Raw genomic sequence first — 24415 nt, 5'->3', positions numbered from 1 at the left:
GGGTCGAGCTTTAGGGTCTCAAAAGAGGAGATCCTTCGGTAGTTAAGTTAATACTGCCCGTCTCAGGATGACATCCCGAAATGATTATACTGTCATTAAACAGTTTACTTATAGAACCATTTATGACCTTAGAGGCAGATTCATTAAGCAATTGTGAATTAACTAATACACCTTGTCAAACATAGACAGTTGCACTATTCCATCCGTCACTATTTGTTTATCTACAATTCTATTTCTAATAGCTTCTTCATTCATACTCTTTAGTCCATAATGCTTTCCTTTACAGGTAATGAAGTATTGAGCTCGTTTTAGCACTATTCCCATTTTCTTCAAATCATCAAAACCTAAAGATGCAAATCTCCTTGCAGACATTATCTTCATTGCTGATTTTACACCGATACCAGGTACTCTAATGAGCATATTATAGTCGGACTTGTTGATTTCAACCGGAAATAAATGAATGTTTCTCAGCGCCCAATCACATTTTGGATCCAGCATCAAATCAAGATTGGGTTTATTCTCATCTAATAACTCTCCTGCCTCAAACCCATAAAACCTTAGAAGCCAGTCAGCCTGATACAGTCTATTTTCTCTTACCAATGGAGGAGATTTTATTGCCGGGAGATTGGAGTTGTTTGATACCGGAACAAAAGCCGAATAGTAGACCCTTTTTAAATCGAAACCCTTATACAACCCTTCAGACAATCTAAGGATTTTTAAATCCGCATCAGGAGTTGCCCCCACTATCAATTGTGTGGTTTGCCCTGCAGGCACAAATTTTGGGCTAAATCGAAATTTTTTCCTTTCATCTACAGATCTCACTATAGAATTTTTGATTTGCTCCATGGGTTTGAATATATTTTCCTTATTTTTCTGTGGGGCTAAGATTTTCAACCCCTCTTCTGTGGGTAACTCTATATTTACGCTCATTCTATCCACAAGATGACCAACCTTATCCACAATATCCCTATCTGCACCGGGTATTGCTTTCACATGTATATATCCATTAAAATTTTCTTCTTCTCTTAATTTTTCTACCACCTTATATATCATCTCCATTGTATAATTTGGAGATTTATAAACTGCTGAACTTAAAAATAGCCCTTCGATGTAATTTCTTTTATAAAAATTTATAGTGATATCAACAATCTCTTCCGGGGTAAAGGTAGCTCTAGGTACATCGTTGGAAACCCTGTTTACGCAATAAGCACAATCATAAACACAATAATTAGACATCAATATCTTAAGCAAAGATATACATCTTCCGTCATCAGTCCAACTGTGACAAATACCTGACAGGCTTGCATCTCCTAACCCGCCATCTTTGTTTTTTCTATTGCTTCCGCTTGATGAACAAGATACATCATATTTAGCCGCATCGGCTAAGACCTTTAACTTTTCTATGACATCCATAAAAAAACACCTCAAGAATTTTTTCTTGAGGTTATTATATCATCATTTATTTATTTTGGCAAACATATGTTTGTACAAAGTGTTATATTTTTATATTTCTTTATATATTTTCAATCTGCCAGTCAATCGGTTCTTTTCCAATGCTCTTTAAAAAGTTATTGGTCTTTGAAAAAGGTTTAGAGCCAAAGAACCCTCTTGATGCGGACAAAGGACTGGGATGTACGGACTTGATAATATAGTGCCAATCATTTGTTATGAGGCTTTCTTTGCTTATGGCATAGTTTCCCCACAATATGAATACAACCGGATCAGTCCTATCATTTAATAGTGAAATAATCTTATCAGTAAATATTCTCCAGCCGATATCCCTATGTGAATTTGCTTGCCCTGCTCTCACTGTAAGCGATGCATTTAAAAGCAATACTCCTTCTCTTGCCCACTTTTCCAAATATCCATTGTTTGGAATATAACAACCCAAATCATCATGAAGCTCCTTGTACATATTGACTAATGACGGCGGTATTCTCACACCCGGTTTGACTGAAAAGCTTAAACCATGCGCCTGATTCGGTCCATGATAAGGGTCTTGCCCGATGATTACAGCTTTTACATCTTTATAGTCCGTAAAATGCAAAGCATTGAATATATCATACATATTGGGATATATGGTCCTCGTTCTATATTCGTTTATTAAAAATGCCCTTAATTTTTTATAATAATCTTTCTCCAATTCTTCGTCGAGGAATTCTGCCCATCCATTCTTAAAAATTTCGGCCATATTTACACCATCCTTGTATTGATTTACATCCTCTACCGTCTTTCACTGTCAACTATAATCTTTCATATGTCATCTGTCAACTTTCCACTGTCAATTGTCCACTGTCCACTGTCAACTGTCAACTGTTTAAACTTCCTTCCTCCAATTTCTTGGAGCCAAAAGTGCTATTATAGTAAATAACTCAAGTCTACCTAATAGCATTAAGAAAGTAAATAGCACTTTAGTAATCTGATGATATTCAACAAAATTTCTAGTAGGTCCTGCAAAACCCAATGCCGGACCGATATTGCCTAAGGCTGAAGCCACAGAGCTGGCAGCACTTTCCAAATCAACACCTTCTAGTGTGACTAACAAGGTAGATATTACAAATATCAGCAAATATAAAGCTATGAAGCTATTGATTCCTGCTATGGTTTCATTTGGCATTACCTTATCATTACTTTTTATAGGCATTACTGCTCTGGGATGAAATATCTTACCTATTTCTCTTCTAATTAGCTTAAGCATTATCAATATCCTTATTACCTTCATACCTCCGGCCGTTGAACCCGCACAGGCACCTATAAACATTAATAGCAACAATATTCCCTTACTAAAACTCGGCCATAAGTCAAAGTCTACTGTGGAATATCCTGTGGTGGTCATTACAGAGCTAACTTGGAAGAACGAATCTCTCATTGCCAATCTAAAGTTATCGTATGATGTTGCAAATAAATTTAATGCTATTGCTAAGACCGATATTGCAATAATTACAACATATAGTCTTAATTCTTCATCCCCTAAAAATTCCCTCACTTTACCTTTAAATAATAAATAATAAAGTGAAAAATTCACCCCGGAAAACACCATAAAAAATCCGATTACTAAATGTATATAGGTGCTGTCATAATATCCTACGCTTGCATTTTTTGTAGAAAATCCTCCTGTACCCACTGTTCCAAAGGTATATACTAAAGAGTCAAATAAATTCATTTTACCAATTAAAAGCAGTATAACCTCTATTATAGTTATTACAAGGTATATCTTATAGAGTGTCTTGGCAGTATCCCTTACTCTGGGAGCTATTTTACCTGCTACAGGTCCCGGACTTTCTGCCTTATATATTTGAAACCCTCCTACCCCAAGAGCCGGAAGCAATGCCAGAGTAAATACCAGTATACCCATGCCTCCAATCCAGTGGGTAAATGACCTCCAAAATAAGGTACCCTGTGGAATCACTTCAACATCTGCCAATATAGTAGCACCCGTTGTTGTAAATCCGGATACAATCTCAAATAAAGCATCTATATAAGTCTTTGTACTCCCCGGCAAATAAAGAGGCAGTGCTCCAAATAAAGAAGCAACTAACCAGCTTAATGCCACTATTGCCAAACCGTCATGCGCGCTTATGCTATTGTCTTTGACCTTTCTCTTGGCTAGAACCATTCCTAATATAAAGGTTACTAAAATAGTAAATAAAAATGCATTCTTATCTACTCCATTTGTGTATATGGATATTACATAGGAAGGTATCATTAAGACGGATTCAACTATTAGGATGAATCCTAGAACCTTTAGTACGATTCCATAGTTCACTTAAAATTCCTCCCTTATTATCTGTAAAAAACATCTTAAGGCTTGGTAAATCCTCTGTCAAGCAAAATACTACAATTCTATCCTTGGGTTTAATAACTGAATCACCCTTAGGTACAAATACCTTGCCATCTCTTACTATAGCTCCGATAATAATTCCCTTAGGTAAATTCAATTCACGCAGCGGTTTATTGATAATAGGCAAATCCTTATCAACTATTATTTCTGTTACTTCCCCATCACCGCCTAATAGCAAAGATACAGAAACTACCTTACCGCCTCTTATATATTTTAAAATATAACTTGCAGTTATATAAACAGGATTTACAGCTGCATCTATGTTTAGCCTATCAACAATCTTAGCATAATTAGGTCTGCTTATCTTTGCCACTGCTTTACCTACACCTGCTTGCTTTGCCATAAGAGCCATTAGCAAGTTCTCCTCGTCAAAACCTGTAGTACCGATAAAAGCATCCATAGAGCCCATATGTTCCTCCTCTAATAGAGGTAAATCTGTTCCATCCCCATGAATTACTAAAACATCATTTAGCTTTTCGGTAAGCTCCTCACATCTTTTTTTATCCTGCTCTATTAGTGTTACTTGTATTTTGGATTTGGACAATTTATCCGCAAGATAATATCCTATATTTCCTCCTCCTAATATCATAACATTTTGGACTCTCTTTTTCCTGTAATCATCTTTAAATAACTTATTTATCTTTTCAATTTCCTCACTCTTACCAATTATATGAATGATATCTCCTTCTAATATTTCAGTAGAGCCGCTTGGAATTATAATAACTCCATTTCTGGATATTGCAGTTATTAAGAGATTTTCAAAACCTTTTAAATCCATGACCTTTTTACCAACAAAATACTCATTGCTACGAATATTGAAATCTACCATCTGCACTTTACCGTTGGCAAAATCTCCTGAAAAACCATAGGATTTTAACAAATACTTTTCTATTGAATTTGCAGTTGCTAAATCCGGATTGATTATATGATCAATTCCCAGCCCTGTCTTGATAAAATCCAACTGAGCCATATATTCAGGATTTCTAATCCTTGCTATAGTTTGCTTACACCCTAATTTTTTAGCTAATGTACAAATTAAAGTATTGGTTTCATCACTATCTGTTGAGGCTACCAACAAATCATATTCGGAGATATTTATTTCTTTTAATGCTCTTATATCTATGCCGTTAGCAGTAACTGTCAACACATCCAAATGTTCATTTACTCTATCTAGAATCTTTGCATTTGTATCCATCACAGTTACATCCATATTCTCAAAGACCATGGATTCTGCCAGCTTGATGCCAAGCTTTCCGGCACCTACAATTATTACTTTCATATAGAATTTCACCTCATCTAATTAATATACCACGATTTTTAAAATATACAATAACTAAAAATAGCAAAAAAAATATATTTTTTTTGCTATTTATATCATTGGTGCTATCTACCTTTTACTATGACATTTGGTAAGGTAAAATAATCCGTTATCCCAGATATTACATTGTTTTTTCCTATCCTTGTATAAATTCCGGCAAATTTTTCTTTATACATAAATAATCCGAGAATGCTCTTAAATTCCTGTATCTTTAGTTTGCCTTCTTCAAATACTACAAAATCCCTAGTAAATGGCTCAAAATATTCCTGATATAGATAGTCCTTATTCCATATTTCCTCCAATTTTATCCTCCATTCATCAAATGTTAAATCCTTACCGGCAAATACCCCTTGTGATGCATTTAAATCCAAAGGTTTCAGTATATACTTATCTTTGTTGCTCAAAACCAAGTCAAATACTACCTTATCCCCTTTAAATAATCCCGTAACAGGTATATGTTTTTTTATAAATTCTCTTTCTTCTCCCGACAAAAATTCTTGAGTATCTTCATCATGCAATATCTTGAAAAATATTTTATTGTGAATTACTTGGGATTTGATCGAACCTATGCAACAAAACGCTCTGTTTTTATAGGCTTCAATGAAGTCATGTATTTCATCAGACTTTTCTATCAATTCAAATGTTACAATCCTTCTATATACCAAATCGATTCTATATTGATCATGATATAATTTACCATCCCTGTATTCTAAATCTCTAGGATCTGCAATTATACAATTGTACCCTTTTCTTACATAGGCTTTCTGGAATTCCTGGAATTCTTTAATAGTGCCGCTTTCTTCAAAATCAATGATTGCAACATTGGGTTTCAAATTTTTAGGGTCATATTTTTTATACAACTCTATACTGCTATCAACCCATGTATCAAACAGTTCAAAATAACCTAATCTATACTTAGTTTTAAATTCCTTAAGGCTTTCTGTTTCCAATAATATCTTGCCTATTGTATTGTCCTCATTCATAGCTGAAGAACCATCTGTATTTAGCTCACAAAACATGAAATTGTCATAGTCCTTATAAAATATATCAAACCTTCCCATGGGTACATTTATATCATAGCCATTATCTATTTGTATGAGTTCTTCAATAAGCCTAGGAAAATTAAACTTCTTCCTAAATTCTCCATCATTTACATATCTATCTGTAACTTTGTTTGCTATGGAAATCATCATATCCCCAATTTTGTTAAAATCATCTATGTTTTCCTCTGTAATAAACATTGGATGATATAAAAATGGTATAGGCTTTCCCTTATATTGTGCATTTGAATTCTTCACCTTTTCAACAGTTAAATTATAGTCTTTATAGTATCTATCTTGGTCTGATTGTATCAAATCTATATACTCTTTATTTATTTTCTCTTCTTTCATTAAATCACCTCATCTCACTCTTTTAATACACACCAATCTAATGCCTTCTTCTTGCCTTGCCCCAACATCTCTTCGGTTATCTTATAAGGATTTGTGTCTTCTGAAACCATCCCTTCTAAAGGATATATATATGGAACTTCATCCTCATCCAGACCATTTTTTGCTAAAGAAACAAGCCATTTACCTAATTCCAATATACTCTTATCCTTATAATGCGCATTAAGTCCTAATTCAAACATTTCTTCCTTTGTTTTTTCTACATCTTCAATATTTATATCTTTAGTATATTCATAAACTATGTCTAAGTTCTCCTTATTATATAATAAGCCTTTCCACAATGCTACTACTGCAAAATTTAGTGGATATGGTATTGAATCCATCATTCTGATTTCAATAAATGTTTTAGTTCTTACATCAGGAAAGAACATAGTAAGCAAATGTTCCAGTTCTTCTTTTTCATAATCTTTAGGGTTGAATACTTCTTTGACCAATTTCTCATCGGTAAATTCTAATTTGCCTTTCTTAATGGTAAATATTGGGGGCCTATTAAGAATATACTTCGCATATGATTCATAATTAAAACTTTCGTCTAAAGCTCCCTCGGCTACGCCGGACCTATTTGTGTCACAATTTTTCCATATAAAAGCTCTTAAATTATGCTTTTCATATCTCTCTCCTTCAAAGAATACCGCATTTTCAAATAGGGAATACATAATAGGCGAAAGAGCATTGGTTACTCTAAATTTCTTTTTATAATCCTCTTCATCCTTATAGTCCATAGATACCTGCAGTGCAGCAGTCCCTTTCATCATATTATGAGCATGACTTCCTCTTTTTTTGAAATACTCAAACATATAATCATATCTCTTTTTAGGAAGAAGCTTAATCTCATCTATTTTAGTTACCGGATGATATCCAACTGCAATTAATGCTTGATTTTTACTATCCAAAATTGGTATAAGTTCCTTTAAAAATTCTAAATAACCTTTTTCGATATTCTTTATGCTTCTATCAGCTGACAAACTGAGTTCCAATTGACTTCCGGGTTCCAGGGTGATCGTCTTGTTTCCTTTTCCCAATTCTAATATATATTCTCCTTCATATTTGGAGTTCCAACCGCTTTTTTCTAAATCTTTTAGGGTTTCTGCTACTCCATTTTCACCATAGTAGGAAACCGTCTTAAATGTATCCTTATATATTACAAAATGCTCAAATTCAATTCCTATTTTGAAATCCTCTTCTTTTTTCTCTCCATCTTTTATATATTTTACTATTTCTTCGACTTGTCTGTTATAGTCCATGATAACCTCTCTCCCATATAATTAATTTTTCTAATTTACAATCCAGAATTCACAATCCTTTTATACTATTAATCTTAAGATGCCCAGATTACTGCTTTCATAATTGTAATTTGTACATTGTGAATTGTCCTAGTATTCAACATCCATTACTAAATTGCATTTAATACCCTTACATCTCTTTTCCATATTCCGTTCCAACTCAGCCTTAATATCTTCTATGTTATCCTGTTTGCTCAATGCATTTCCATCGAGTACCAAGTGGAATTCTACAACTTTTTCTCCTTCGACTTGAAAAATCTGAAAATCATGCATAGACTTAATATTCGGATTTTCTTTGATAATTTGTTTAATTTGCTGTCTTAATTCATATCTTTCTTCAGATTCCGGATATAAGGGGTCCATATGTATTACCAAGTGTAAATTGTATCTTTTCCCAATTTCTCTCTCTGCAAAATCTATTATATCATGTATAGTAACCGTATCAATATTGCTGGGAAATTCAACATCTATTGTGGCCATGGTTTTCCCGTGTCCATAGGAATGTATCGTTAAATCATGGGCACCTGTCACATAATCATAAGATAAAATATCTCTATATATCGAATTTATAAGCTCCTTCGGCGGAGCTTCTCCTATCAAGGGACTAATTGTTTCTTTAACTAAATTATATCCTGAGTAGATAATCAAAATCGCAACTACCATTCCAACAAAGCCATCTATCGGAAGGGTAGTAAATTTTCCGATTACAAGGGACAAAACTACTACAGATGTAGTCAATACATCTCCCAAGGCATCTGCTGCTGTAGCCTTTAACCCGGAGGAATCAATTTTTTCACCCAAATCCTTATTAAAACGACTTAGCCATATCTTTGCTGTTATGGAAATTAGCAATATTACGAAGGGTATTAGTTCGAATTTTACAGCCTTTGGATTTATTATCCTATCATATGATGATTTTATAAATTGAATCCCTACTAAAATTACCATAAAAGAAACCATTAGAGCGGATATGTACTCAACTCTTCCATGTCCATGGGGGTGCTCTCTATCCGGCGGCATATTGGATATTTTAAACCCAACTAACGTAATAATTGATGAAGCGGAATCAGAAAGATTGTTGACTCCATCTGCAATAACGCTGATTGATGAAATGAGTACCCCAATAATCAATTTAGTTATGGATAATATTACGTTTATTATCAATCCCACAATACTTGCCAAATATCCTATTCTCAGTCTATTTTCACTGTCATTAAAATCTTGACTGCCTTTTGTTGCAATATTTAGAAGAAATTTTATCAAATTTATTCCCCCAATTTATATATAAATGATATATACAAGATATAACCTATCTTTTAATATTACCCATTTATAACATAAAAAAACAACCCCCATCAAAAGATGAGAGCCTATACTTTAAATTATATGCTGGACTTAATCCTAGCAATATCCTTCCAATTTTCTGCTGTATTGATTTCAACACGAGACAGATCATTTCTAATGGATAAGATATTATTTTTTAACTCTATATGTTTTGTTGCATTTTTAGCCTCTATTTCATCCAGTTTATTTTCCAATGTATCAAATCTATTATCCACTCCGTCAAAGCGTTTATCTATTGCATCAAATTTTTTGTCTACTCTATCAAAGCGTTTATCTATTGCATCAAATTTTTTATCTACCTCGTCAAAGCGTTTATCTACTACATCAAATTTTTTATCTACCTCGTCAAAGCGTTTATCTACTACATCAAATTTTTTATCTACCTCGTCAAAGCGTTTATCCACTACATCAAATTTTTTATCTACCTCATCAAACCGATTATTTGTTTCATCACTAAATTCTGTTAATTTCCCCTCTAGTTTATCAAATCTACCTTCTAGCGTATCAAATCTACCTTCTAGCGTTTCCATCCCTTTTTCCACATTATCGAACTTACTTACTAAAAGTTCAAGTAATTCTCTATCGGTCATATGTGTCCCCCCTATAAATTTTTATTTCCGAATAGAATTTATATTACTATTATAGTATCATAATTAATTAAAGATTTCCATCTAATAGCTTTTTGGTCTTCTCTAATATATTATGTCCTTCAATATAATAGATCCTATCATACAGTGTTGATAAATCTATATCTTCTCTATGTGATGTTGAAATTATTGTCTTATCCATTTTATTGAATATGCTTTCTAAATCTACAGCCTTTGACAGGTCCAGACCAGATGTAGCTTCATCTATTAAAACTATAGAAGTATCTTTATAGATAGCTCTTGCAACTTCTATTCTTTGCTTTTCTCCACCTGACAAATTGTCTCCTGAATCCAATAATACAGTATATAATCCATCTTCCAGACTATTAATAAATTCATTTAGTCCTGCATTTTCAATAGCCTTATTTAATTTTTCATAGTCGATGTCTTTCTCATCCTTAAATAATACAATGTTTTGTAATATACTGTCTCTAAACAACATTGGATTTTGAGAAATAACAGAAATACTATTAAATAAATCCAACCTGCTCATTTCATTTATATTGATATCTCCTATATAAATATCTCCTTTTCCCGCGGTTAATTCCCTTGTTAACAGCTTCAAGAAGGTTGATTTACCTGACCCGCTATTCCCCCTGAGCAAAATATGTTCTTTGCTATTTATATGTAAGTCTAGATTCTTAAAGATGCCCTTATCATCATAAAGAAAATCTAAATCTTTAATCAAAATATCAGAATTCTTAATGTCGTCTTTCATGCTACTTATATCTTCTACAGGAAAATTTAACTCTTCCTTTAAATTATTGGCTATACCTTTACAAGCTCTAATCTGACCATATTGTGACATTATTGTATACATTGGATAGATTATCAAGTTCATTAATGACATAAATACAGGAAAATAAACTACATCTATATGACCCTTAATTATTAATATTGTTGCTATAAAAAATAATAGGGTTTGAATAGATAATGAAACTTGATTTATTAAACTATTCATCAATCCAGTAGTAAATACTGATTTGCTATAATTTTGTTCCGTTGATTCAGTTTTATCTCTGAACAATTTCATAAATCCAAACAATGCATTTGATTTATATAGTACTTGATAGCCTCTTAACCCATCATCAATTGTTTCGTTGTATAAACCTAAGGAATCCATATATGCTTTATTGTTTTTTGCTGCATATGAAGATAATTTATTTGTTATGACTATTGTCAATATTCCCGATATTAGAATTACTAGGGTCATTATGTGATTTATGTAGAAAGAATAAACTAAAGCAAAAATAAATAAAAATAATTGATTTATAATATCCTCTATAGCCAACAATAAATTTTGTTCTAAAAACTTAATGTCGTTGTTGAAAATAGAAGCAAAGTATGATCTGTCTTTTTTCTTAAAGTCAATAGGAGATCTAGATAAAATATTTTCCATTAAAGTTGACTTAATATTATAATTCCATTCATATATAACCTTCTTCTTAAAGTATAAATACAAAAACCTAATTAATAAACAAAATGCTGTCCAACACACTAAAAATATAACTGCCTTTTTAAGTAAATTATATTTCCCATCAATTACTATACTAGATAATAATTGAGTTAAATATGTTAGACCTAAAGATGTAAAAGACATACATGCAGAAAATAAGATAAATAAAACCCAATTGATACTTTTAGGGACAAGCCCTTTTATTGAACTATTTCTATTATAAGATGATCCCATAAATATCATCAGCCCCCAATTCCCTGTTTCCCATAATATGAAACATGCCCTTCTTTATTTTTCGGCAAACCTCCCTAATAATATGATATAATATAAACAAAAAATAGTAAACCCAATTCGAATTGGGGTGAAATTCATCTTCTGAAATCACAAAATAAAATCCCTATTGTTTATACCCATTCTCCTTCCTTTTTAGCATATTATCTAAATATTTGCTATATAATATACTACTTGATAGGTGAAAGGTAATGATAATATGAAGAAGAAAAAAATGACAGCTTACATCGTTTATTTATTCATTTTTGTATACATATTCAATCTAATTTTTAATATAAAAAATCCCAAGGTTGAGACTACATCCGCAACAAAAAAAGACACTCCCTATGATTTCTATTCTCTCGGCACAATTGAATCAATTATCGAATATGGTGAACATTCCGTTATCGCTGTTCACTATCCTGTCTTTGACGAGGAAAAGATCGATTATATAGTTAAAGACATGGTACAAAATGAGATTTCTAATTTTAAACTAATGGTTGAAGATGAGTCTATACATAATAATAAAAATTATAAATCAGAGTTGAATATAGACTACGAATTATATAAAGGTCCAAAGGATATCGTAAGCATTAAATTTATAATCTTTGAAAACACTCCCTATTATGCAAATCCTAAAGTTGAATTGGATACATTGGTAGTTGATTTAAAGAAGGATAAAGAAGTTGCACTTAAAAATGTTTTCAAGGGAAAATTTTTAGAAAAATTATCATCGCTATCTAAAGAATATTTTGAAGAAATAGAGGGATATAAGGAATATGTAGATACTAAGGAATTCAAATTAGGGATAAAACCAAATCCCAATAACTTCTCCAATTTTTTGTTGGGTGAAGATAGAATAATTATTGTTTTTCAAAGAAATCAATTGTTTCCAGGATACCTTGGTCCGCAAATAATTGAAATACCCTTTACCCTTTTATCTGAATTCCTAAAGAAGGATTTTATAAATTCAGATTTGCTTGAAATCTTTTCATCTTCAAAGATAATTGAAAGTGGGAAAAAAGAAACAGCGGATGAAGAAATAAAGATTCCTACTGATGATATTAAACAAGCTCTGGCACCAAGCACAAGAAACATCGATCCAAACAAACCCATGATTGCATTAACCTTTGATGATGGTCCTTATCCTAGGGCTACAGTTTCAATACTTAATACATTAAAGAAATATAATTGTGTAGCAACCTTCTTTGTTTTGGGAAATAGAGTACCAAACTATAAAAATATAATACAACGTATGGCAGACGAGGGAAATGAGATAGGAAATCATAGTTATAATCACAAACAATTAACAACCTTGACTCCTAAAGAGTTAAAAGATCAGATAAATAAAACTCAAAAAGCAGTCTTTGATGTTGTAGGAAGCGAACCAAAGGTTTTGAGACCAACCTATGGATCTTATGATGAAAAACTACGCTCTGCCATTGGTATGCCAATAATTTTATGGTCTATTGATCCTCAGGATTGGAAGATTAAAGACGCTAAAAAAATCAGCGATCATATTCTTGCCAGAGTTAAGGATGGAGATATTGTTTTAATGCACGATATATTTGAAGCCACTGCCGAGGCAGTAGAAACTCTGGTCCCAGAACTACTAAATAGGGGCTTTCAGCTAGTTACCGTTAGCGAATTGTATGAGTTAAGAGGTGAGGCTTTACTGGTAGGAAACATATATACCCATTTAAGACCATAGAAGGGTGATTTCCATCACCCTTCTAAATTTGCAAATTGGCTCATATACAAATTATAATAATGACCTTTTCTTTGTATTAATTGATCATGATTACCTGATTCTACAATCTGCCCCTTGTCAATGACCAAAATTATATCCGCATCCTTGATAGTTGACAATCTATGAGCAATTATAAATGTGGTTCTGTCTTCCATCAAATTTGCCATGGCTTCCTGAATCTTCAACTCGGTTCTTGTATCAACCGAACTTGTTGCTTCATCCAAGATTAGAATCGAAGGATTGGATAAAATTGCCCTGGAAATGGCTAAAAGTTGTCTTTGCCCTTGACTTAAGTTTGTTCCGCCTTCGTTTAATATGGTATCATACCCATTGGACAATTTCATAATGAAATCATCCGCCCTTGCCAACTTTGCTGCTTCTTTTATTTCTTCGTCTGTCGCCTCTAACCTTCCGTATTTTATATTTTCCAAAATGCTCCCTGAAAATAAATAAGTGTCCTGAAGCACAATCCCAAAAATCTTTCGTAAATTATCCTTCTTGTAATCTTTTATGTTGATTTCATCTATCAGAATTTCACCGGCAACAATGTCATAGAATCCTGTTAATATATTGGCTATAGTAGTCTTGCCTGCACCCGTAGGACCCACCAGAGCTATATTCGTTCCGGGTTTCACTTTAAATGAAATGTTTTTCAAAACAGGCTCACCTTTTTTATATTCAAAGGACACATTTTTGAACTCAACTTCACCATCTATATTTTCTTTCTCAATTGCATCAATTTCATCTTTTCTTATCTCTTCTTCGTCCAATATCTCAAATACCCTTTCAGCACCGGCTATTCCTGACTGCAATGTATTGAAGGTGTTTGCAAGTTCATTTAAAGGCCTTGTAAATTGTTTAGAATAGGAAATAAAGCTGGCTATCACACCCACGGAAATCATTCCCTTTACAGCCATTGTTCCTCCGACTATTGCTATTACACTAAATCCAAAATTATTGATTACATTCATAATAGGCATTATAAATCCTGACCATATTTGTGCCTTTAAACCGACATCTCTCAATACATCATTATAAGCGATGAATTCATCTATGACCTTTCCTTCATTGTTAAATGCCTTTATAACAGGTATACCTCCTATAGTCTCTTCGATATGGGAATTTAACTGTCCTAATGTCTCTTGCTGCTCTCTGAACAAAACCCTTGTCTTTTTGGCTATAACTTTAGTCAATAAATAAACCAACGGTATAGTCACCATACTTGCTAATGTCATCAATGGGCTTAGATATAGCATCATTATCAATGACCCCAAAATATTTACAGCTGATGACATAAACTGTACTGTAGTTTGTGAAATCGTAACACTTATATTGTCTATGTCATTGGACAATCTGCTCATGATTTCTCCATGTGGATTTTTATCAAAGAAAATAATAGGCAATAATTGCAGCTTCTTAAACAAATCTTCCCTCAAATTGAATACAAGTCTTTGAGATATTCCTGCAACTAAATATTCTTGTAAAAATACCAATAAATTATCTATGATATAAATGGAAAGCAAAGTAATAAGTATTATTTTTAAATTGTCGAAATCAACCAAGGATTTGCCAAGAAACATCGTATCAACAGCTTTCCCAATTAAAAAAGGAACCATAAGCGCCAAAACAGCTGATAGCATAATCATTAAAAAGGTGATAATTAATTGCTTTTTCTCCGATTTGAAAAGATCCCATAGCCTTTTTAAAGTATATTTAATATTCTTAGCCTTTTTAGGAGGCATTCTAACTCCCTTTGTGCCTGAAATCCCTGCGAGTCCTCTACTCCGGGTTTGCCTTGGATCCATTGAGATCCACCCCCTTCCCAATTTGAGAAATATATATATCTTGATAGGTTTCAGAAACGCTCATTAATTCTTCATGATTGCCTACACTCACAATCCTGCCTCTATCCATAACCAATATAATATCAGCGTCCATCACAGAGGTAATCCTTTGTGCAATTAAAAAGACAGTTGTTTTTTTTAGATAATCTCTCAATCCCTCTTTGATTTTCCTTTCAGTAATCAAATCTACCGCAGAAGTGCTGTCATCTAATATCAGTATTTTAGGTTTCTTTATCAAAGCTCTGGCTATAGATATTCTTTGCTTCTGTCCTCCGGAAAGATTCACTCCCTCTTGACCTAAATAGGTATCATAACCATCATTAAAAGAAATAATAAAATCATGGGCTTGTGCTATCTTCGATACTTCTATCACTTCTTCATCACCGGCATACTTATCTCCCCACTTTATATTTTCCTTTATACTTCCTGTAAAAAGTAATGTTTTTTGGGGGACTATAGCTATATTTTCTCTTAATTCCTCCAATTCCATATCCCTTACATCAATTCCGTCTATCTTTATGCACCCCTTTATACAATCATAAAATCTTGGAATTAGATTTATTAAAGTGGATTTACCAGCACCTGTAGAGCCAATTATAGCCACAGTATCCCCGGGGCTTACTGTAAAATTTATATCCTCCAAAACGTAATTACTCTTTTCATGGTATTTAAAATATACATGATCAAATTTTATTTTCCCTTTTAAATTTTTGAAAGTAACCGGATTTTCTTTTTCCAGAACGGTATTTTCCTCATCAAAAACTTCCCCTATTCTTTCAGCTGATGCCTTGGCGCGTATAAATGTATTTAAAATTCTAGTCATCATTATCAGCGAAAATAATACTTGGGTCATATAATTGACAAATGCTATGATTTGACCTACTTCCATCTGCCCTGTATTGACTCTTAATCCGCCAAAATATAAGACTAAAACAATACCTATATCGACTATAAGTGTAACTATTGGGTTAAATACCGCTACAATTCTCATGCCTTTTAAGGTAATATCCTTTAACTTCTCATTTACATTTCTAAAGCGAATAGACTCATATTTAAATCTATTGAATGCCTTTACTACTCTGATACCGGATAAATATTCCCGCATTACCCCATTTACCTTATCTAACGCAATTTGGATGTTAGTAAATATAGGATAAGAAATTTTCAGGTTTAAAAGTATTATAAATGCAACAAAAGAAATGATGCCAAAGATTATCAGGGCAAGCCTTTTATTCAATAAAAATGCCATGACTACAGATCCGATACCTAATATGGGAGCTTTTGCAAATATACGCATCAGTCCATGGGAAAAGTTTTGAATCTGGTTCACATCATTAGTAAGTCTTATAATCAATGAAGCATCTTGAAATTTGTCAATATTATCAAAAGAGAAGTTTTGAATTTTAATATATAAATCCTCTCTTAAATCAGCACCAAAGTTTTGCGATACTCTTGAAGACACTATATTTCTTGTCGAAGCAAAAATAGCACCTAATGCTGTCATAAATAACATTAGGCCGCCTAATTTAAATATGTATTTAAGGTCTCCCGTTTTTACTCCCTTATCAATTAGCCTAGACATTATTGTTGGTTGTATCAAATCCCCCATGGCTTCCAGAATAAGAAATATAAGTGCAATTAAAAATTTATCCTTATATCTATATATATATTTGTTTAAATATTGATATTGTCCTTTCATACAAATCTCCTGTAATATTAGTATTTAAAAAAGTTAAGGTTTCAAATCCTTAACTTCCTATTTAGAATTCAAATGGATTATCTCATGGATGTTTTCGTAAAAGTATAATGTATTTTGACCATTCAAGTCTCCATTATCCTTACTCAATTCATCTACATATTGTGTAAGGATCTTAGCTGTATAGGTGCCATTATCCTTATCAATGATTTCATTATAGACTTTAAGTACTTCATCCTTTATAATAGAACTGCTTTCATTTGCATATATATACTGATTACCTGAGCCTAATATCGCTCCGTAAATATAATTTTCATACATCTCATATGCCTTTTTATTGGTTTTCCCGGTAGGATAATCCTTCAAATGCTTTTCCGCATTAAGAGCCCTATTCAGCAGTTCTTCTACCCCAATATTCAAATTGTCACCATCGGTATAAACATTTTGACTTTCAGCCTTTAACAATTCAAAATATGATTTTACTTCGTCTGATGCATGATCAATATATTTACTTGCTGTATCATAAGTATGTTCAAAACCAAATGATTTTTTCAATAGATAATCTTCCATTTCCAATATCATATCATCTGCATTTTCCGTATCCAAACTACCGATATGTTCATCAACAAACTTGACTATAGTATCTTCATCAGCATTCTCAATCAGCAAATCATAAAACTCTTTTAAAAGTACACTCTGTTCTTTTAAAGTCAAAGGTTCTTCAACTTCTCCGCTATGTTCATCTACAACCTTGCCGGGATAAGCAGGTTTATCTTGGGGTTTACTGCAACCGACTAACAATGCCATCACAACTATATAAAACAATGTTTTTATATTCATCTTTACCTCCTAGTCTTCCAACTTGCGATACAGTGTAGCAATACTGATGCCAAGTTTTCTTGCAACATCACGTTTTGCGTCAAGACATTCACCTGCCAATTGTAATTCATTTTCGATTACAGATTTTTCATAGGCTTTAGTTAATTCCGCTAATGATAAATTGTTTAATCTTTCTTTTTTAAAACCTATTTTGCTCTTTATCGTTTCTAAACTTACTAAGCTATTTTCCTCAAAGATAACAGCGTACTCAATTAAATTCTTAAGCTCCCTAATATTTCCGGGGTAGTTGTATTGAAGTAAAAGTTGTTCACATTCGGCAGTAAATCCATCTAAGTTTTTATCATACACTTCTGAAAAATACCTTAAGAAATATCTGGCAAGAATAATTACATCAAACCCCCGCTCTCTTAATGGCGGTATATGAATTGGGATTATATTTAGTCTATAGAATAAATCTTCTCTAAATAAATGCTGAGCAACCATGTTAGCAAGATCCTTGTTTGTTGCAGAAATTATTCTGGGATTTACCTTTATTGGTTCATTACCGCCAACTCTTGTAATTTCCTTTTCCTCTAAAGCTCTCAATAGATTTACCTGCATAGAATAAGGCAAGTCTCCAATTTCGTCGAGAAATAAAGTACCATCTTTGGATGCCTCAAATTTACCTACCTTCCCGGTTCTATTTGCGCCGGTAAATGAGCCTTTTTCATATCCGAACAATTCACTTTCAATTAAATTTTCCGGTATTGCTCCGCAATTAATAGCCATAAAAACATTATCCTTACGGCAGCTTGCAGTATGGATTGCTCTTGCAAATACCTCCTTTCCAGTTCCGGATTCGCCAAATAATAATACTGATACATCCTTTCCGGCTACCTGTATGGCTTGTCTTCTTGCTTCCAGAAGTACCTCGCTCTCCCCTATTATATCATCAAAGGTAATTATATCTTTGGACAAATTAGACTTCAATACTGATTCCTTCATCTTTCTGAAATCTGAAAGAACTAAAACAACACCCTGTTTTTTATCCTTAATCAATATCGGACTGGAATTTATAATAAATTCAAACCCTCCAAGTTTTACCGGACCGATTTCGCCTTTAAAATTATTCTCAATTAACTTTTTAAAAATCTTATCAGGGAGTATGTTATAAATCGGCGGAATTTGATTTATATCCAATCCTAATTTGTCAATTATATAATTATTTATAGTTATAACTTCTTTATTATGATTTAAAATTATTATGCCTTCGTTAAGAGAATTAATTAAGGTCATAAGCTCCAAAGATTTGTATTCCAGCATCATCCCATACTCTTTTTCTCCCAATATGGTAGAAATAATACTGCTTAATTGTTTTTCAAATCTTGCGTAGCTGTCTCGATTATTGATTAAATTATCCTTAGCTCTCTCATTAAATGCACACATGCCAAGAACACCGATTATATTATCATTATAATGTATAGGTATACATAACTCCGATAGTTCACTGCAATTTACCTTGTTTGCACAATCTAAACAAATTGGACTCGACCGAGCGTCCTCGATAAAAATCTGTTTTCCAGTTTCAATGCAATGATGGAAGGCAGAATGAAAAGGTGCCTTCTTACCAACTGAATATTTAAGATTATTAGTTGCAGCTATTCTGTATAAGTTCTCATCAACAATTGTAAAATCAATATTAGTTACCGCATACATAGCCTCAATCATATGCTGAACCTCTGAACGAATTCCCTTGAGTAAGCTCATAAAACCTTCCCCCAAATTCAAGCACAAATTATTAATTTAAATATTATCACATTAATTTATTACATTCAAGATTTTAAGTAAAATATTTATCAAGATTGAGAATGTATCAAACAGAAATGATAATTCCATAAAAACAATGATATTAACATTGTTTGCAAACTCTTTATCAAATTACTATTTAAACAAATTATTATATTTGATAAATTACTAATTCTAAATGTTGGACAATATCTTGTAATTAAGCAATAATGCAGCTTTTGTTCATGAATTAACTCTTGGCATAAAAAGTGCAATATTTAAGAATTAGGAGGTAGTATAAATGGACGATAACAAATTATTAATAGATATTTTAAAAAATCAAGTGACTCCGGCCCTTGGATGTACTGAACCCGGCGCAGTAGCTTATGCGGTGGCAAAAGCTAAAGAAATACTAGATGATGAAGTTAAAAAACTAAATATTACTGTAAATACTAATATATTAAAAAATGGATTAGGAGTAGGTATCCCTGGTACAGATGAACGTGGAATAGTGTTTGCCGCAGCCTTAGCGCTTGTAATTGGGAAATCCGAGTATGTCTTGGAAGTTCTTAAGGATACAAATAAGGATAGTATTCAAAAAGCACACGACATAGTTAATTCCAAAATAATAAATCTGGAATTGGACAAAGATGCTGATAGCCTATACATTTCGGTCGAAGCTTTTGGCAGGAAAGACAAATCAAAGGTTATAATAAAAGATGCCCACACAAATATAGTTTTTCAGAGCAAAAACGATGAAATTTTAATGAATAATGATTATCCATTACCTGAGCAAGCTAAGGAATCTAACCCTTCCAATGAAATTAAATATAAAATTAAAAAATTTAGTTTTGATAATCTAATAGATTTTGCAAATAATGTTCCTTTAAATAACATATTGTTTATTCAAGACGGTATTGACATGAATTTATTGCTCGCAGATGTCGGACTAAATAACAATATAGGCATAGGAATGGGAAAATACTTAAATAAAAATGTTAGTAATGTATATTCCAAGGCCAAGGCATATACGGCAGCAGCCTCAGAAGCTAGAATGTCCGGATATCCACTCCCGGTAATGAGCAGTGCAGGCTCTGGTAATCATGGTCTTGTAGCAATTACCCCCATTTCTGTAATAGGAAATGATTTGGAAAAATCAAGAGAAAAAATAATCAGATCCGTCACTTTAAGCCATCTTGTTACAATTTATGTTAAGGTACAAATAGGTGCACTATCTCCTGTTTGCGGATGCGGAGTTGCTGCAGGTGTTGGTTGTGCCGCCGGCCTTACCTATTTAAGGGATGGAAATATTAATCAAATAAAAAATTCAATAAAAACCATGATAGCGGGTGTAACCGGAATGATATGCGATGGTGCAAAACTTGGCTGCTCTTATAAGCTTGCTATAGCTGTTGATTCAGCAGTTGATGCTTCTAATATGGCTTTGGAGGATATATTTATTCCTTCAGATAATGGAATTTTAAGTGAATCTGCAGAAAAAACTATAGAAAATCTAGCTGAGATTTCAAATGTAGGAATGAAAAACACCGATAGCACTATATTAAATATAATGCTAAGCTGGTGTTAAAAAGTCATATGCTCAATTCGCATATGACTTTTTAAAAAATAAATGACCCTAAATGGGTCATTTAATCTATGTAATCACCAAACATTTCATTAACTAATAAATCCATTTTTTCTCTATCATATATCCAATAACTAACGTTCTTTATATATTCACCATCTCCGGGGATTGTATCGGTTTTGATATTATCCACATTTATTTTCTTAACTGATGATGCTGCCTTAAGGGCAGTACCCAATGATATATTGGTTTCAACATTTGAAAAATATGTTTCTACTAGTTTAGGCAGCTTTAACAAATTCTTAGTTTTCAATGTTTGTTTTATTAGCTCTTTCATGAAATATTGCTGCGCCTTTATCCTGCCTATATCTCCATCTTTATATCCTACAGTCATAGCGTTGTTATTTCTGAATCTTAAAAAATCATGTGCATTCTTTCCATCCAAAAGCTGTTGCTCCCCTTTTTTTATGTCTATATTCAACGGCGGTACAGATGGGTCATACTCCTTATACTTCATATCAAAGGGCACATCTACTCTTACACCACCTATAGCATCTACAACTTCCTTAACAATATTATAATCAATCTTAACATAGTAGTCTAAGTCTATCCCTAAGAAATCCCTTACAGTGTCCATAGTCGATTCTACACCACCATATACATGTGCGTGATTTATCTTATCTGGCTTCCCATCTATCATAACGCGTGTATCACGAGGAATGGATAGTATACTTACATCCCCGGTATCAAAGTTTACCTTGGTTAGCATCATAGTATCTGTACGCTTCCCCTTTGACTCTTTTACATCTTCAGCATCTACACCTAAAAGCAAGAACAAAATCTCATTTTTTACCTTGGGTTTATTTTCATTTTTGCCATTGGTGTCCTTCGACCCATCCGGCAATGTTGCCGCTAATTTCTCTGTGAATACTGACTTGAGTACAGTAGAATACAAGAACACAAAACATATTATAGACACGAAAAACACAATGCGAAATTTTCGTTTCATCCTGACACCTCTTTTTAAGTTACCAACATTAACTTAATAATACTATAAGTAAATTTCTAATTCAATAAAATGCATAATTAAATTGATTACAATATGGTTACAGGACAATTCACAATTCACAACTTAATTCAATTCACAATTCACAGTTCACAATTCACAATTGAGAAGATAGTGAAGAAATAAGAATTAAGAGTGAAGAGTTAGTCAGTGAACAACAATTAAGAGTTTGTTAGGGTCGAGCTTTGGGGAATTACGCATAGATTCTTCGCTACGCTCAAGAATGACGCAAGCAGTGAATCGGGGTCTTAAAACCGACTATCCATGCGCCTTGCTCGGGATGACACTTTCAGGGTCAGTTCACTTATAGAACATTTATGGCTTTAGAGGCAGATTCATTAATTAACTTTTAATTGACTGGATAGTAAAGAGAAAAAACCTCTATTTCAAAATATTAATAATAGAGGTTTTTTATATCTTATTTATTCCTTTTCAATTTCATCTGTCAATTGAATTATCTCATCTATGATATTGCCTATATGATCTATAGTATCTAAAAGCGGTTTATCCGTTGTAATATCTACTCCTGCCATCTTTGCAAGCTCAACCGGAGTCTTTGTACCTCCTGCCTTTAATACATTTTTCCAATCATCCAAAGCTACTTGACCTTCTGTTAGAATTCTCTTAGATACTTCTGTTGCAATGGTAAGACCCGCACTATAAGTATATGAATATAATCCATTGTAATAGTGACTCTGTCTCATCCAAGTAAGTTCAGCGCCTTCATTGATTTTGACAGTATCTCCCCAGAATTTTTCAAGAGTTGCTCTTTTTAATTCATTTAATTTTTCAGCATAGATGCTTCCACCTGCATCTATTATCTTATAAACTTCCCTTTGATAATGAGCTTCTAAAAGGTGTGTTACGAAGTTGTGATAGTAGGTTCTGCTTATAAGCGAAGATAGTACCCACCTTTTCATTCTCTTTTCATTAGTGTTTTTCATAAGATAGTTTGCCATTAGCATTTCATTCATAGTTGATGGAGATTCTATAAAGTATAGAGAAGGTCTGGAATCAAATATATTTTGATTTTGATGTGCCAGATAAAAATGCCCTGCATGACCTAATTCATGGGCTAGGACAAATACCTCCCTCATTCTCTCCGTCCAGGAGATCAATATATATGGATGTGCTCCATATGGACTTGAGCAAAATGCACCAGTTGACTTGCCCTTATTTTGAACAAAGTCAATCCATCTTTCATCATATGCCCTATCTACCGCCTCTAAATAGTCCTCTCCTAAAACGCCTAATGCACCCTTTATATATTCCTTAGACTCCTCAACTGATATCTTGGGTTCAAAATCCGGATCCACATCCAATTTTAAATCTGCAAATGTCATTTCATCTAGTCCATGTATTTTTTTGAGTAGTTTTGCAAATTTTCTCATATGAGGTGCCAGATTTTCCATAGTTAAATCTATCTGTCTATCATACAACTCCCTTTCTACCTTTTGAGGGAGCAACAAGCTATCTATTACCGAATCAAATCCCCTCAATGTAGCAAGAGTCTTTTCCTTTTGCACTTGTGTTTTATATGTGCTTGCAAATGTATACTGATATTCCCTTAGTTTTTTGGAAAAAGCCTCAAATGCAGCACGTCTCAACTTTGTATCTTTTTCATATTCCCATTCACCTTCAAATAGTACAAAGCTTAAAGGATATTCTTTACCTTCTGCAGTAAAAGTACCAAAATCCATATCAGCCAGCTTTGCCATACTGTATATCTCCTCAGGTGAATCAAGTACAGGTGCCAATGCTGATAATGCTCTCTCAACTTCAGGATGAAGTGCATATTTCTTTATTCTCAAAAGATCTTCAAGATATCCCTTATTTTCTTTGGAACTATTTATCGCTTCTTGGATTACTTCTTCATCTGCTTGGATTATTTCACTGTCCACAAAGCTCAATCTGCTGTCAAGAATTGAACTTATATTGGTTAATTTCGACTGCCTGCTAATGTTTTCTGAATTCGTTTGATCTACAGCTACGGCAAGATGTGCATATGTTCCTGTTAGTGTAGCTAATTGATAAAATTCCCTCAACTTGTCAAGGCATCTATTTATATTAGCTGCAGAATTTAGTTTGCCTTTGAATTCACTTTCAATCTCGTCAGTTAGTTTCTGAGACTTTTCTACTGCCAATTCATAATCTTTTTCTGTCTTAAAAATACCTGTCAAATCCCATGTTAAGTTAACATCTACTTCATTTCTCGTCTGCATAGCTTTTGGCATAGTAACCCCTCCTTATTCTTTCGTATCTC

The 24415-nt window shown here is 33.1% G+C and carries 17 protein-coding genes; 2 read left to right on the top strand and 15 right to left on the bottom strand.

The features are described from left to right. Positions 1–162 precede the first annotated feature (162 nt). The 9 genes from H8707_RS02860 to H8707_RS02820 all read right to left on the bottom strand — a co-directional run bounded on the left by H8707_RS02860 (position 163) and on the right by H8707_RS02820 (position 11571). Positions 163–1413, bottom strand: a complete 1251-nt coding sequence (locus tag H8707_RS02860; protein ID WP_262428649.1) for a putative DNA modification/repair radical SAM protein — start codon at positions 1411–1413, stop codon at positions 163–165. A 100-nt stretch (positions 1414–1513) separates the two neighbouring features. After that, a complete protein-coding gene (locus H8707_RS02855) occupies positions 1514–2191 on the bottom strand; it encodes a uracil-DNA glycosylase (RefSeq protein ID WP_262428648.1) in 678 nt (225 codons plus the stop codon). A gap of 126 nt (positions 2192–2317) precedes the next feature. Continuing rightward, positions 2318–3766: a TrkH family potassium uptake protein gene (locus H8707_RS02850; RefSeq protein WP_262428647.1), complete on the bottom strand. Its 1449-nt coding sequence runs from the start codon at positions 3764–3766 to the stop codon at positions 2318–2320. Continuing rightward, complete coding sequence (trkA, locus tag H8707_RS02845; protein ID WP_262428646.1) at positions 3717–5120, bottom strand: Trk system potassium transporter TrkA; 1404 nt, start codon at positions 5118–5120, stop codon at positions 3717–3719. The genes H8707_RS02850 and trkA overlap by 50 nt, the downstream gene beginning before the upstream one ends. A 104-nt stretch (positions 5121–5224) precedes the next feature. Continuing rightward, on the bottom strand, positions 5225–6550 hold the full coding sequence (locus tag H8707_RS02840) for a glutathionylspermidine synthase family protein (RefSeq protein ID WP_262428645.1): 1326 nt from the start codon (positions 6548–6550) through the stop codon (positions 5225–5227). 14 nt (positions 6551–6564) lie between these two features. Beyond that, positions 6565–7851, bottom strand: coding sequence for a glutamate--cysteine ligase (locus H8707_RS02835; RefSeq protein WP_262428644.1), 1287 nt, complete (start codon positions 7849–7851; stop codon positions 6565–6567). Positions 7852–7980: 129 nt separating this feature from the next. After that, a complete protein-coding gene (locus tag H8707_RS02830; RefSeq protein WP_262428643.1) occupies positions 7981–9153 on the bottom strand; it encodes a cation diffusion facilitator family transporter in 1173 nt (390 codons plus the stop codon). Between the two features lie 119 nt (positions 9154–9272). Further along, entirely contained in the window at positions 9273–9824 is a 552-nt protein-coding gene (locus H8707_RS02825; protein WP_262428642.1) for a hypothetical protein, read from the bottom strand. Positions 9825–9891: 67 nt separating this feature from the next. Further along, complete coding sequence (locus H8707_RS02820; protein WP_262428641.1) at positions 9892–11571, bottom strand: ABC transporter ATP-binding protein; 1680 nt, start codon at positions 11569–11571, stop codon at positions 9892–9894. 256 nt (positions 11572–11827) lie between these two features. On the opposite strand from H8707_RS02820, the gene H8707_RS02815 reads away from it, so the two are divergent. Then, positions 11828–13318: a polysaccharide deacetylase family protein gene (locus tag H8707_RS02815; protein ID WP_262428640.1), complete on the top strand. Its 1491-nt coding sequence runs from the start codon at positions 11828–11830 to the stop codon at positions 13316–13318. A gap of 14 nt (positions 13319–13332) precedes the next feature. Here H8707_RS02815 and H8707_RS02810 read toward each other — a convergent pair whose 3' ends face one another. From H8707_RS02810 to H8707_RS02795, 4 genes are read right to left on the bottom strand one after another with little or no spacing between them, the layout of a single operon-like run. Continuing rightward, on the bottom strand, positions 13333–15162 hold the full coding sequence (locus H8707_RS02810; RefSeq protein WP_262428639.1) for an ABC transporter ATP-binding protein: 1830 nt from the start codon (positions 15160–15162) through the stop codon (positions 13333–13335). Next, positions 15137–16900 (bottom strand): ABC transporter ATP-binding protein, encoded by a 1764-nt coding sequence (locus tag H8707_RS02805; RefSeq protein ID WP_262428638.1) that lies wholly within the window; start codon positions 16898–16900, stop codon positions 15137–15139. Before H8707_RS02805 ends, H8707_RS02810 begins: the two co-directional genes overlap by 26 nt. A gap of 57 nt (positions 16901–16957) precedes the next feature. Then, the gene (locus tag H8707_RS02800) at positions 16958–17737 is read right to left on the bottom strand and encodes a hypothetical protein (protein ID WP_262428637.1); all 780 of its coding nucleotides are present in this window, start codon (positions 17735–17737) and stop codon (positions 16958–16960) included. A 9-nt stretch (positions 17738–17746) separates the two neighbouring features. After that, positions 17747–19483: a sigma-54 interaction domain-containing protein gene (locus H8707_RS02795; RefSeq protein ID WP_262428636.1), complete on the bottom strand. Its 1737-nt coding sequence runs from the start codon at positions 19481–19483 to the stop codon at positions 17747–17749. Between the two features lie 319 nt (positions 19484–19802). Between H8707_RS02795 and H8707_RS02790 the strand changes: the two genes are divergently transcribed. Continuing rightward, positions 19803–21089, top strand: coding sequence for an L-cysteine desulfidase family protein (locus H8707_RS02790; RefSeq protein ID WP_262428635.1), 1287 nt, complete (start codon positions 19803–19805; stop codon positions 21087–21089). Between the two features lie 61 nt (positions 21090–21150). On the opposite strand, the gene H8707_RS02785 is transcribed toward H8707_RS02790, so the two are convergent. After that, on the bottom strand, positions 21151–22095 hold the full coding sequence (locus tag H8707_RS02785; RefSeq protein WP_262428634.1) for an LCP family protein: 945 nt from the start codon (positions 22093–22095) through the stop codon (positions 21151–21153). Positions 22096–22574: 479 nt separating this feature from the next. Beyond that, positions 22575–24386, bottom strand: a complete 1812-nt coding sequence (gene pepF, locus H8707_RS02780; RefSeq protein ID WP_262428633.1) for an oligoendopeptidase F — start codon at positions 24384–24386, stop codon at positions 22575–22577. Positions 24387–24415 lie beyond the last annotated feature (29 nt).

It is taken from the genome of Paratissierella segnis (assembly GCF_014385195.1).
Lineage (GTDB): Bacteria > Bacillota > Clostridia > Tissierellales > Tissierellaceae > Paratissierella > Paratissierella segnis.
Note: the sequence above shows the minus strand (reverse complement) of the source record. Positions and strands in the feature narration are given on the sequence as shown.